Origin of the sequence: Bacillus sp. JJ1532 (genome assembly GCF_036965085.1) — a bacterium.
Lineage (GTDB): Bacteria > Bacillota > Bacilli > Bacillales > Cytobacillaceae > Cytobacillus.
Map to the genome: position 1 here is coordinate 1 of NZ_JBALOW010000018.1, position 13,619 is coordinate 13,619.

The following is a 13,619-nucleotide window of genomic DNA, read 5'->3' on the forward strand; positions in this document are numbered from 1 at the left end:
CATATATTCTAATAATATTTTACCAATGATTTCCTTAGTTGGGCGACGGATGGGGCTGATTGAAATATTTTTGTAATATAACTAAAATAGTCCTGTTAAATTAGCATGTTATAATTCAATCTATAAATAGTTAAATAACTTGCTGATAATAGAACATAGTAAATAATATTACTTTTTAGAATTTGAGAAATGTCTAGCTACAGCGCCTACCCTCGACGTACAGGACGTACTAGTGTCGACAATGCGACAGGACGTCGCGTTTTTGTCGGCCTCGAGGTCACAAGCCAATCCTCTCAGAAAGGAAAGATCACCTTTCCGAGAGGCTCGTCTTGTGCTTGTCGGGGGTGGGCCAGGCGCTTCCGCATTTCTAGATACATATGCCAAGGGCAACGAGAGCTACTAACAATTGGGGGCAGGACATAGATGAAAAAGAAACTTGTAGTATTAAATACGACACTTATGCTTGGGCTTGGCGCTATTGCCATTCCTTCAGTTGATGCAGCATCCTTAAATAGTCAAAAAGCAGAAATTCAAAAACAGAGATCTGATGTTCAATCGAGTCTTTCAAAGGCAGAACAGGAATTAACGGCTGTTCTCGAAGAACGTGCTATCTTAAATGCACAAATTAAAAGGGTCATTCAAGCCATTACAGATAATAATAATTTAATAAATAAAACAGAAAAAGATATTATTAGTACGAAGGAACAAGTAGAACAATTAAAAACAGAAATAGCTGAAATCCAAGAAAGAATTGATAAAAGAAATAATATTTTAAAGGAGCGTGCTGTTTCCTATCAAGAAAACGGCAATAGTAAAATCGGATATGTTGAAGTTTTGCTTGGTTCTACTAGCTTTGGTGACTTCATTGAAAGAGTAGGAGCGGTAACAAAGATCGTTCAGGCAGACCAAGATATTATTGCTCAACATGATGCGGATAAGAAAGCTGTAGAAGAAAAGAAATCAGCTGTTGAGAAAAAACTTTCTGATTTGCAAAATATGAAAGTAGAGCTTGAAGGAATGCAGGCTCAAATGGAAGAACAAAAGCAGCAAAATGCACAATTAGAAAAAGAATTGCAAGCAAAAGAAAATGAAGTTGCTGCTATTCAAGCTAACTTAAAAATTCAAGATAGTGTGCTTGCTTCAAAACAAGCAGAAATTCAGGCTAAACTGGAAGCTAGCAAGTACACAACTGCAAAACCGAAAGCTCCACAATATAATTTAAACTTAGCAAGCGGATCAAACGATGATGCGAAGGAAGCTTCAGCAAATGTAGCACCAAGTGCTCCAGTCAAAGAAGCCCCTGCTGCTAAGAATGAAGCCCCTGTTGCTAAAGGTGATGTCAATACGGTAATCAAAGCTGGATATAAGTATTTAGGGAACTCTGTTTATGTTTTTGGCGGCGGTAGATCTGCTTCTGATATTGCTAACGGGAGATTTGATTGTTCTGGTTTCGTTTCATGGGCTTATTCTCAAGTAGGCGTTAAATTACCGGCATATACAGAGTCATTAAAGAGTGTGGGCAAGCAAGTTTCCTCTAGTCAGATGAGACCTGGGGATCTCGTGTTCTTTGATACTTATAAGAAAGATGGGCATGTAGGAATTTATGTTGGCGGCGGTAAATTTATTGGCTCTCAAAGCTCTACAGGAGTAGCTATTGCCAATATGAGCAGCGGCTATTGGAAGAGCAAATTTAATGGTCGCGTAATTCGAATTTTATAATAATAAAACCTGACTGCATGATTAAAGCAGTCAGGTTTTTTAATAAGGTTCACATTTTGATAATTCGATTAATTCCAAATATTTATTGAATTTAATTAGATAGAATGTTTTAATGATAATAGAATACATAATTTAGTAACGGCTTTTACATTAAATGAAAACGATGTTTCTTATTACAAAACAATAAGGGGAGCTGGTTATGAATACTGTTGTTTTATTAGAAGATTTAAGGTCAGTTTTGTCAGAAGAGCAATTATCGATAGCAAACAGTCATAATAATTACTTAGGTAATGGCGGCTTGGCAACCATTTATCCATATACGGAAGAGGATATTGCTGCTGTCTTAAAGCACGCCAATGAAAAAAAATTAACGATATCGGTTATGGGCAATGGTACAAAAAGGGGGTTTGGAGGCCATAACGAAACGAGTGATGTCTTGCTCTCTTTAGCAAAATATAAAGGGGTTGTGGAGCATACAGTCGGGGACATGACGATAACGGTTAAATCTGGGACAACTTTCCAGGAGCTGCAGGATTATTTGGCAAAGGCGAATCAGAAAATTCCACTTGATCCATTTTCTCCAGCTGAGGCTACAATAGGCGGAATTATTGCAGCAAATGATAGCGGACCTAAAAGACTGAAATATGGCTCAGCAAGGGATTCTGTCATTGGACTTAGAACCATTTATCCAGACGGGACAATTATTCGGTCTGGCGGCAAAGTCGTTAAAAATGTAGCAGGCTATGACATGAACAAGCTATTTATTGGTTCAATGGGGACCCTTGGCGTCATTTCAGAAGTGACCTTCAAGCTAAGACCGCTCCCAAAATACGAATCACTTGTTTTAGTTAGCTTTCCAGAAGGAAATGAGGAAAGCATAAAGGAGTTTGCGATTAAAGTGCTGGACTCAGTTCTTGAGCCAGTCTGTATTGAATTATTAACCCCGTCCCTCTCCGAAAGACTAAATAATAAAAAGAGTTTTACAATAGCAATTAGCTTTGAGGATGTGGAAACATCTGTTCAATATCAGGAGGAGATGATTAAATCTTTAGCACCTCCACATTCCATGCTCACCATTCTTCACCAAAGTGAAGCACAGAATTTCTGGAAAAAATTTTACGAACTGCGTCTAAATGAGCAAGATTCCGGGAATGAAACGATTGCTGTACTAAAGATAGGAGTTGTAAATCTTAATGTAATTAAGGTAATGAAGGAGGCAGTGACACTACAGGATATAAAAAATGTAGCCGTTGAAGCACACGGCGGACTTGGTCATGGTCTTTGTCAAGTGAAGATAAATGGCTCCAAAGAAGATGTTGTCGACTCCATTCACGACTTGAGGAAAACTGTTGAGTCTATAGGCGGCTATGCGATTGTGAAGCATCTGCCATTTTCTATCCGTAAGGAAATAAATATTTGGGGGGAAAAGCCATCTTATTTTTCCTTGCTTGAAGGGATAAAGAAGAAGGTTGACCCGAATCGGATTCTAAACCCGAATCGTTTTGTAGGAGGGATATGAAATGAGTATGACAGAAACAGAATTGAAACAAGCGCCCCCTTGTACTACTGGCTTAGGCAATTATTTATGGAAGGACCCGCCTGATGAAAATAAATGGGCAGACTGTGTTCACTGTGGAATGTGCCTTGAATCGTGTCCGACTTATGAGCATACCGGTCAGGAACAGCATTCTCCCCGTGGTCGAGTGTATTTAATTAAAGCAGTAGCTGAAGGAAAACTGGAAGTGAATGAGCAATTTATGGACCCGGTATTTGCCTGTTTAGATTGTCGGGCTTGCACAACTGCCTGTCCAGCTGATGTAGATGTTGGCGGTCTGATTGAGGAAGCACGAGGGCAGATCCGCCAGGCAATTCCCCTTAAAGGATGGAAAGGGACTGTAAGTAAATTCTTTCTGCATGGCATTTTTCCGCATCATAGTCGCTTAAATACTTTAGGCGGCGTGCTCAAATTTTACCAAAAAAGCGGAATTCAAAAAGTAGTTAGAAAAACAAAGCTCATTAATATCATGCCGGAGCATTTAGTTCAAATGGAAGCCATCATGCCGGAAGTGAATAAATCTGTGCGTAAAAAGTATAAAAATCAAACGGTTATTAAAGCTAAAGGTGAAACGAAAAGGGAAGTAGCCATGCTAACAGGCTGTATTATGGATGTCATGTTTAGTGATATTAATGAATCCACCATTAATGTTCTGACGAGAAATGGCAATGATGTAAGGATTCCAGCAAACCAAACATGCTGTGGAGCTCTACATGTACATGCCGGTGACCGGGATATGGGAAGGCAGTTGGCCAAGCAAAATATTGAGGCATTTAAAGACGCTGAGAAAGTAATTGTGAATGCGGCTGGATGCGGATGTATGATGCAGGAGTATACTGAATTATTCCGTGAGGAGCCGGAGTGGCATAAGAAAGCAGAGGAATTTTCCAAAAAGGTTGTTGATATTTCAAAGCATCTTCACGACACCGGATATGAGAAGCCAAAAGCTGAAGTGAAGACAAAGATCACCTATCATGATGCCTGTCATCTTGCACACGGACAGGGTGTTCGAGAGGAGCCGAGGGAAATATTATTAGATATTCCTGGTGTGGAAATGGTCCATATGCCTAATGCGGACCGGTGCTGTGGAAGTGCGGGAATTTATAATATTACGAATCCTGAAATGGCAGATTCTGTTTTAGAAAGTAAAATGGAAAATATACCTGATGATGTCGAAATGATTTCCATGGGGAATCCCGGCTGCATGCTTCAGATGGCAGTTGGTGTGCAGAAATATGGCAGAAATCAGAAAATCGTTCATACTGTCCAGCTTTTAGATTGGGCCTATCAAAATGAGAAGGAGGTTGTGAACGATGAAGACAAAAATTAAAACGAATGATAGACACATTCAGCAATTAGCCGAAATTGTTGGTGGAGCACGTTCCATCCTTTACCATAAGGAAGATTTAATTTCATATGATTGTGATGGATTCACTCTTCATAAGCATTTGCCAAAGGCTGTTGTTTTTCCTAAGGATACCGAGGAAGTGGCGAAGCTTGTTAAATATTGTACGAAAAATAATCTCCCCTTTCTTGCGCGTGGAGCAGGCACTGGATTAAGTGGGGGTGCTATTCCGATTAACGGAGAAGTGATTATTAGTCTTGTTCGGATGAAGCGGTTAATTAGTGTTGATTTAGAAAACAGAAGGGCTGTAGTAGAACCAGGGTTTGTCAACCTGAAACTTACAAATTCGATATCGGATAAAGGTTATTATTATGCTCCAGACCCTTCTAGTCAATATTGCTGTACAATAGGTGGAAATGTCGCTGAAAATGCAGGAGGAGCTCACTGCTTAAAATATGGTGTCACGACCAATCATATTTTAGGACTTGAGGTCGTATTGCCAAATGGAGAAATAATTGAAATCGGAAATAACGGTATTTTGGATGAGCCAGGCTATGACTTGCTTGGTCTATTAACCGGATCCGAAGGTACTTTAGGAATTGTTACAAAAATAACGGTGCGCATATTAAAGAATCCTGAAGGCAAGCAAACAGTGTTAGCTTATTTTGACAAAGTAGAGGATGGAAGCAGGGCTGTTTCAGAAATAATTTCGGCCGGGATTGTGCCTGCAGCTTTAGAAATGATGGATAAAGTTGCTATCGAAGGGGTAGAAGCTGCTGCTTTTCCAGTGGGACACCCGAAGAATATTGAAGCGGTTTTACTCATTGAGGTAGACGGGATTGCTGCCGGGATTGATGAACAAATCAATCAGATCCTTGACGTATGCAGGAAGTGCAATGTTCGTGAAGTAAGGGCAGCTAAGGATGAAAAGGAAAGAGAACGCTGGTGGGCGAATCGGAAAACAGGGTTTGGAGCAATGGGGGCGATTTCACCAGATTATTTAGTACAGGATGGTGTAATTCCCCGCAGCAAGCTACCAGAAGTACTGCAAAAAATTAATGAAATCAGTGAAGAGTCTGGTCTGCGAATTGCGAACATTTTCCATGCAGGAGATGGCAATCTTCATCCGCTTGTTCTTTTTGATGCAAGAAAGCCTGGTGAAATTGAAAAAGCATTGCAGGCTGGCAGTGAATGTCTTAAGGTGTGTGCAGATGTCGGAGGAACGATTACAGGGGAGCATGGAGTAGGAATCGAAAAACGTGAAGAAATGCGTTTTGTTTTTAATGACGATGAAATTTTCGCACAGACAAATATACGAGAAGTTTTCAATCCACAAAACCTGTTAAATGCCGGTAAGCTTTTTCCAACGCCTGGCCGTTGTGTTGAAATTAAGAAGGAGATGAAAGAAGCAGCCTTAAATGCATAATAAATTAAATATTTTCTGAATATTATTGCAATAAGGAGTTGATTATGCTATTCTTTTTTTATCGATAGAATGAAACGCTGTTGCGTAATAACAAACAGAGAGAAATGATAAATTGGGAGAACGAATTGATAAGGAGGAAATAGGATGACAGCTTATAAACAAGTTGGAAAAATGCAGGTAGCTAGTGAGCTTTTGGCGTTTATTAATAATGAAGTTCTTCCAGGAAGTGAAGTGGATCAAGAGCAATTCTGGATTGGGTTTGAGGAAATTGTTGATGAATTAACTCCGAAGAACAAAGAATTACTTGCCATTCGGGATGAGCTTCAAAGAAAAATCCATACATGGCATCGGGAAAATCAAAAGTATTACTTTACTAGCTATAGAGCCTTCTTAGAGGAAATTGGCTATCTTGAAGAAGCGGGAGGGGATTTTAGTATCCTGACTGAAAATGTCGATGATGAGGTTGCAATTCAGGCAGGTCCTCAGCTAGTTGTTCCTGTTAATAATGCCCGATACGCCTTAAATGCAGCAAATGCTCGTTGGGGAAGCCTGTACGATGCCCTTTATGGAACAGACGTGATAAGTGAAGAGGACGGCGCAGCTAGAACGGATGGTTATAATGCGGTTCGCGGAGGAAAGGTTATTACATTTGCAAAAAACTTTTTAGACCAGTCTGTACCATTAGAGGAAGGGTCCCATCATGACATCATTCAGTACAAGGTAATTGCCGGTAAATTAATGGCTGTCCAAAGTAATGGTCAGGAAATTGGATTAAAGAATGAGGAAAAATTCGCAGGATATCAAGGTGATTCAGAGAATCCATCGACAATATTGCTTAAAAATAATGGGTTGCATTTTGAAATTCAAATAGATCGGACCCATCCGATTGGAAAAACAGATCAAGCTGGTGTAAAGGATATCCTTCTTGAATCTGCGCTTTCCACAATTATGGATTGTGAAGATTCAGTTGCAGCAGTTGATGCGGAAGATAAAGTCCTCGTTTATCGAAATTGGCTTGGTTTAATGAGGGGAGATCTAACGGCAAGCTTTGACAAGAGCGGTAAAACCGTAACAAGGACGATGAATGCAGATCGGAGCTATACATCACCAAGCGGGCATTCCTTTACTCTTCCTGGACGTTCTTTAATGTTTGTCCGGAATGTTGGTCATTTAATGTCTATAAATGCCGTGTTGGATAAGAACGGGGAAGAAATTCAAGAAGGTATTTTAGATGCAATTGTAACGAGTTTAATAGCGAAACATTCATTATTAGGGAACACTGCTCTTACAAATTCTACAAAAGGATCCGTTTATATCGTTAAACCGAAAATGCACGGATCTATGGAAGCTGCTTTTGCTAATGAGCTGTTCAATCGTGTTGAGGATTTGATTGGCCTCAGACGGAATACATTAAAAATTGGTTTAATGGATGAAGAAAGAAGAACATCATTGAATTTAAAAGCATGTATCCGCGAAGTGAAGGAACGGATCGCTTTTATAAACACGGGATTCCTAGACCGCACTGGGGATGAGATTCATACTTCCATGGAAGCTGGCCCTATGATTCGGAAGAATGACATGAAGGGGACAGAGTGGCTGCATGCCTATGAAAGGTCTAATGTCAATAATGGTCTGGCGTCAGGCTTCCATAATCGCGCCCAGGTTGGTAAAGGGATGTGGGCAATGCCTGATATGATGGCAGAGATGCTAAAGCAAAAAATTGCCCATGTAAAAGCAGGTGCTAATACCGCATGGGTTCCTTCCCCAACAGCAGCAACATTACACGCGCTTCATTATCATGAAGTTCATGTAAAAGAGGTTCAAAGTCACCTATTAAATGAATTAGCAGACTTGAAGAATGAAATATTACAAGTACCAGTAGCTGAAAACCCGCAATGGGGAGCAGAAGAAATACAGCAGGAACTTGATAATAACGCACAGGGGATTCTTGGATATGTTGTTCGCTGGGTAGAGCAGGGCATTGGCTGTTCCAAAGTACCCGATATTAATAATGTAGGTTTAATGGAAGACCGCGCTACACTAAGGATTTCAAGTCAGCATGTTGCAAATTGGCTCCATCATGGAATTTGTACAAAGGAACAAGTTGAAGAGACATTACAGCGAATGGCTAAGGTGGTCGATGAGCAAAATGCAGGTGATCTTGACTATCAACCAATGGCAGAAGACTTTGATAGTTCTATCGCCTTTCAAGCTGCGCGCGATCTTATTTTTAAAGGTTATGACCAGCCAAATGGCTATACAGAGCCAATTTTGCACCAACGTCGCTTAGAGGCAAAGGCGAAGTTTGCTATTAAACAATAAGACTTTTAAGCATGGCATTTCAATTTGAGTGCCATGCAATTTTAATTTTCGATATAATTAAATAAAAAGTGTTCATTTGAGGAGAGGAAATGTTGGAAAGAGAGAATATGGTTAAATCAGTAAGTCGGGCTCTTGATATTATTATGTTCGTCAGCATGAAAAAAGGGGGACTAGGTGTTACGGAAATTGCAAACCAAATGGATATTAATAAAAGCTCTGTTTATCGAATACTTTCAACACTCGTTCAATATGGCTATGTCGAGCAGGATGAGGAAACAGGAAGATATAAGCTTGGATATAAATTTTTGGATATAAGCTCAAAACTTCTGGAGTCTATTGATTTAAGAGAAGAAGCTAAGCCATTTTTGAAAGAATTAGAAATGGTGACGAATGAAGTCATTCACCTAGTTGTCTATGATCAAGGGGAAGTCGTTTACATTGAAAAATTAGACGGGAATGAAGCACTTAGAATGCATTCGAAGGTTGGAAAAAGAGCTCCAATGCACTGTACCTCGGTAGGGAAAGCTATACTTGCACATTTACCTCTGGCTGTGGCAACTGATATTCTTGAGCGAAAAGGGCTTCCAGTTCATACGGATAAGACAATAACGGACATAGATCAATTTCTTCAAGAACTCATTGAAGTTAGAAAGAATGGATTTGCGTTAGATTTAGAGGAAAATGAATATGGGATTACATGTATGGCTGTGCCCATATTTGATCATTTAGGTAAAGTCATTGCAGCTGTCAGTGTTTCTGGACCAACGATGAGAATGACTAAGAACCGGCTAGAAGCTCTTCAATCACGTATGATCCATATAGGCAAGCAAATATCAGCAAGGCTCGGATATTATGAAAAATAGATAAATGCTGTAAATACTAGGAATAATAGTGTTTACAGTATTTTTTTGTCGAAAAACAATGCGCATATTTTACAATTTTCCGAATATTGTTGATATTCTTGCGAATACCTGTATAATGTTATTTAGGCTGAGATATTTAGAAAACAACGTTTCGTCATAAGCAACACCAGCTATAATAAGTTTGTCATTATGAAACAAAAGGAGGAAAATGTCTTATGAGTACGGGAATGCTTTCTTTGCTTTCTCTCATGCCAATCATTGCAGTAGGAGTTTTCTTAGTTGGCCTTAGATGGCCAGCTAGTAAAGCTATGCCAATTTCCTATGTGATCGCAGTAGGATTGGCGCTATTCGTTTGGAAGGTGCCAGGAGCTAACGTTGCAGCAGCATCCATAAATGGATTAGTCGTGGCAATCACCTTACTGTACATTATTTTTGGTGCTATCTTGCTGTTAAATACACTGCAGGAGAGCGGAGGGCTCAGCACAATCCGTCAAGGCTTTACTGATATTTCGACTGATAGGAGAATTCAGGTTATCATTGTTGCATGGCTGTTCGGATCCTTTATTGAGGGAGCATCGGGCTTTGGTACACCAGCAGCCGTTGCAGTTCCGCTGATGGTTGGCTTAGGATTTCCCGCCATGGCTGCAGTTGTTGCAGGAATGGTTATCCAAAGCACACCGGTTTCATTCGGCGCCGTTGGTACACCATTGCTTGTAGGAGCTAGTACCGGTTTATCAGCTGACCCAACGATTACAGATAATATGATTGGATTTGTGACAGCAATCGGCGGGAAGGTAGCTATCTTACATATGATTGCTGGAACTTTAGTGCCGCTTTTTGTAGTGGCATTAATGACTAGGTTCTTTGGGAAAAACAAATCGTTTTCTGAAGGAATTAAGGTTTGGAAGTTTGCTATATTTGCAGCCTTTGCCATGACGATTCCCTATGTAATCGTTGCCAATACTCTTGGACCTGAGTTCCCATCCATGGTTGGGGGATTAGTTGGTCTTGCGATTGTAGTCTTTGCTGCAAAAAAAGGGTTCCTTATGCCTCCAAAAGGAGAAGAATGGGATTTTGAAGAGAAGTCAAAATGGGATCCTGAATGGTCTGGAAAGTTGGAAATCAAGATCCAAGATCATAAAAATGGAAAAATGAGTATGGTTAGGGCATGGTCGCCATATATTTTAGTAGGATTATTTCTTGTATTAACAAGATTAAAAACTCTTCCGGTTGGAACATGGCTTAAATCGGTTGTCATAAAATTTGAAAACATTTTCGGTTCTGGTATAACGTCTAGTTTTGATATTTTGTTTTCGCCTGGGACAATCTTTATTGTCGTATCAGCCATGACATTTTTCATTCACGGTATGGGTGGAAACGCTTACAAGAAGGCTTGGTCACAATCAGCGAAAACGACTGTTGCTGCATCAACAGCCTTAATCTTTACCGTGCCAATGGTTCAAGTGTTCTTGAATTCTGGAGGAGGAGCTGCAGGGTTTGATAGAATGCCAATTGAACTGGCAAATGGAGTTGCCGCACTTGCAGGGGAATTTTGGCCAATTTTTGCAACCTTTATTGGAGGATTAGGGGCATTCATCGCTGGTAGTAATACAGTTAGTAATATGATGTTTGCATTATTTCAATATGATGTAGGGTTACAAATTGGTGTAGATTCAACTTGGGTAGTAGCACTTCAGGCCGTTGGCGGTGCTGCAGGAAATATGATTTGTGTTCATAACGTTGTAGCTGCATCTGCAGTAGTTGGACTATACGGAAAAGAAGGAGTGGTCATTCGAAAAACCTTATTCCCATTCGCTTATTATGCCTTGTTAGCGGGTTCAGTGGGATATTCAATTGTTTGGTACTCTCAAAAAGGCATCCTCAACATTGGCTCATTCATCGCAGTTATCATCGCAGTCGCTGCTGTTTACATCATTGCTACGAATAATAGGCGGGCAAACTTACTACTACTACAAGACACTTCAATTAAAAACTGATGAAAAAAAATAGCCAGGGAGATTTCGCTGGCTCTTAGCATATAAATGAATAAAGCGATACTCTTCTAGACGGTTTCACCTATTTACTAAAGGAAAAATATAGTATAATAGATATGTATTTTTATATTTCAATCTATTTGAAATTAAATAAAATACTGCTATCTGGGGAGACTAGCTGCTACTTGTTAAGAGTTCTCTTAAGCATTTTTTGATCATTTTTGTAAAAAGAGACTCTTATAAATTTCACAAATGGGAGGATGAATATGGGAGAAGCTGCAAAAGTTAAAACAGTTTGTGGATATTGTGGAACGGGCTGTGGCCTTGTTGTGGAAGTTGACAATAATAAAATTGTCAAAATTCGCGGGGACAAAGATGCGCCCGTTAACAAAGGACAGACATGTGTAAAGGGTTCTTTTGCCTATGAATACGTTCATTCGAATAGGCGTTTAACAACACCGCTTATCCGTAAGGCCGGTGAGCTTGTGGAAACGACATGGGAAGAGGCCTATACCTTTATTGCTGACAAACTTAAGGGAATCAAAGATCAATTTGGTCCTGAATCCATTACGATGTTTGCTACGGCTAGAAGTACAAATGAAGTAAACTATGTAACACAAAAATTTATGAGAGCAGTGATCGGCAGCAACAATATTGACGGCTGCAACCGAACCTGACACGCCCCTAGCGTTGCCGGTCTGGCAACTGTATTTGGAAATGGATCTCCAACAAACACATTGGAAGATTTTGATCGTGCAGAAGTTTTACTGTTAATGGGCTCAAATACGACCGAGGCCCATCCGATTATTGCAAACCGCATGAAAAAAGCGGTGAAATCTGGATTAAAGATCATTGTGATTGATCCAAGAAAAATAGATATGGTGAAGGTTTCACATCGCCATTTACAAATTAATGTGGGCTCTGATATCGCCCTAATGAATGCTATGATCCACGTCATTATTGAAGAAAACCTATATAATCCGGCATTCATTGATAAATTTACTGTTGATTTTGACACTTTAAAGGAACACGTAAAAATGTATACCCCTGATTACGCAGCAGCGATTACAGGAGTACCTGCTGAGGATATTGTTGAAACAGCAAGAGAATATGCAAAGGCAGATAAAGCCATGATTGCTTATACTTTAGGAATTACAGAGCATCATTGTGGTGTTAATAACGTATTTGATATCGCCAATCTTGCTTTATTGACAGGACATATCGGCAGAGAAGGCTGTGGCATCATGCCTTTACGCGGACAAAATAATGTCCAAGGGGCCGGAGATATGGGATGCTTGCCAACCCAGATGCCAGGTGCTGTCAGCTTATCTAATGAAGAGTATCGCCATCGTTTCGAAAAGGCTTGGAATGTAAAAATAAATCCAGAGCCAGGTAATACACAAACGCGCGCATTTGAACGAATGGAAGACGGTTCTGTAAAAGCGCTATACTGCATTGGTGAAAATCCATTAGTCGCGGATGTTCATAGGCAACATACTGAAAAATTATTAAAAGGACTGGATCTTTTAGTAGTCCAGGATATATTTTTAACTGGAACTGCTAAGCTGGCAGATGTCGTTCTTCCGGCAAGATCATGGGGTGAGGTAGAGGGTACGTATACAAATACTGACCGTAGAATTCAGCGAGTTCGAAAAGCCGTTGATGCTCATCCTGATACGAGGGACGATTGGGAAATCCTTTGTGAAATCGCAAAAAGGCTGGGCTACCCAATGCACTATAACAGTAGTGAAGAAATATGGGAGGAAGTTCGCTCTTTAGCCTGGGAAATGTATGGCGGTATGCCATATTCTAGATTGGAGAAGGAATACAGTCTCCATTATCCTTGCCCGGATGAATCTCATCCAGGAACCTTTATTCTCCATCAAAGATTCTTTGATGAAAATGAAAGCAATCTACGATTATCACCATTTAATGCGGTTAAGTATACTGGTCCAATTGAGATGCCAGATGAGGAATATCCGTTTACACTCACTACCGGCAGACGCTATGAATCTTATAATACTCATACCCAAACAAATCTTTATGCAAGTGGTGTGAAAATAAAGCAGGCTGAGGAGTCAGCGGATATTCATCCGGAAGATGCCGTGAAATTAGGAATTGATACTGGAGATTTAGTTGAAGTGAGCTCAAGAAGAGGAAGCGTCCAAGTGAAAGCAAAGGTAACTGACCAAGTTGCTCCTGGCTTAATTTTTATGAGCTTCCATTTTGAGGACGTTCCAACAAACGTCTTGACAATTAATGAATTTGATCCAATCTCAGGAACGGCAGAATATAAAGCATGCGCTGTGAAAATTAAAGCATTGAATAAATAATTGAATAAATATGTAAGGAAAAAGGAAAAGTGGATCGATCACTTTTCCTTTTTTTATTTAAA

The 13,619-nt window shown here is 39.9% G+C and carries 8 protein-coding genes; all 8 read left to right on the plus strand.

Annotated elements, in window-relative coordinates; translation table 11 throughout:
* The first annotated feature begins 423 nt into the window (after positions 1–423).
* The 8 genes from V7122_RS08350 to fdhF all read left to right on the plus strand — a co-directional run bounded on the left by V7122_RS08350 (position 424) and on the right by fdhF (position 13,557).
* Positions 424–1,719: a C40 family peptidase gene (locus V7122_RS08350; protein WP_335344890.1), complete on the plus strand. Its 1,296-nt coding sequence runs from the start codon at positions 424–426 to the stop codon at positions 1,717–1,719.
* 199 nt (positions 1,720–1,918) lie between these two features.
* Complete coding sequence (locus V7122_RS08355; RefSeq protein ID WP_335345980.1) at positions 1,919–3,238, plus strand: FAD-binding oxidoreductase; 1,320 nt, start codon at positions 1,919–1,921, stop codon at positions 3,236–3,238.
* Between the two features lies 1 nt (position 3,239).
* Positions 3,240–4,604 carry a (Fe-S)-binding protein gene (locus V7122_RS08360; protein WP_335345981.1) on the plus strand — a complete coding sequence of 455 codons (1,365 nt, stop codon included), beginning with the start codon at positions 3,240–3,242 and terminating at the stop codon, positions 4,602–4,604.
* A complete protein-coding gene (locus tag V7122_RS08365) occupies positions 4,588–6,045 on the plus strand; it encodes an FAD-linked oxidase C-terminal domain-containing protein (protein WP_335345982.1) in 1,458 nt (485 codons plus the stop codon). The genes V7122_RS08360 and V7122_RS08365 overlap by 17 nt, the downstream gene beginning before the upstream one ends.
* Before the next feature lie 144 nt (positions 6,046–6,189).
* The gene (locus V7122_RS08370; protein ID WP_335345983.1) at positions 6,190–8,367 is read left to right on the plus strand and encodes a malate synthase G; all 2,178 of its coding nucleotides are present in this window, start codon (positions 6,190–6,192) and stop codon (positions 8,365–8,367) included.
* A 92-nt stretch (positions 8,368–8,459) separates the two neighbouring features.
* Complete coding sequence (locus V7122_RS08375) at positions 8,460–9,230, plus strand: IclR family transcriptional regulator (protein WP_335345987.1); 771 nt, start codon at positions 8,460–8,462, stop codon at positions 9,228–9,230.
* A gap of 215 nt (positions 9,231–9,445) precedes the next feature.
* Entirely contained in the window at positions 9,446–11,227 is a 1,782-nt protein-coding gene (locus V7122_RS08380) for an L-lactate permease (protein WP_335345984.1), read from the plus strand.
* A 263-nt stretch (positions 11,228–11,490) separates the two neighbouring features.
* Entirely contained in the window at positions 11,491–13,557 is a 2,067-nt protein-coding gene (gene fdhF, locus V7122_RS08385) for a formate dehydrogenase subunit alpha (protein WP_438824772.1), read from the plus strand.
* The last annotated feature ends 62 nt before the right edge of the window (positions 13,558–13,619 follow it).

Bases quoted from the DNA above. Each gene is read 5' to 3' on its own strand.
- V7122_RS08350 (WP_335344890.1), top strand. From the start codon at position 424: ATGAAAAAGAAACTTGTAGTATTAAATACGACACTTATGCTTGGGCTT.
- V7122_RS08355 (WP_335345980.1), top strand. From the start codon at position 1,919: ATGAATACTGTTGTTTTATTAGAAGATTTAAGGTCAGTTTTGTCAGAA.
- V7122_RS08360 (WP_335345981.1), top strand. From the start codon at position 3,240: ATGAGTATGACAGAAACAGAATTGAAACAAGCGCCCCCTTGTACTACT.
- V7122_RS08365 (WP_335345982.1), top strand. From the start codon at position 4,588: ATGAAGACAAAAATTAAAACGAATGATAGACACATTCAGCAATTAGCC.
- V7122_RS08370 (WP_335345983.1), top strand. From the start codon at position 6,190: ATGACAGCTTATAAACAAGTTGGAAAAATGCAGGTAGCTAGTGAGCTT.
- V7122_RS08380 (WP_335345984.1), top strand. From the start codon at position 9,446: ATGAGTACGGGAATGCTTTCTTTGCTTTCTCTCATGCCAATCATTGCA.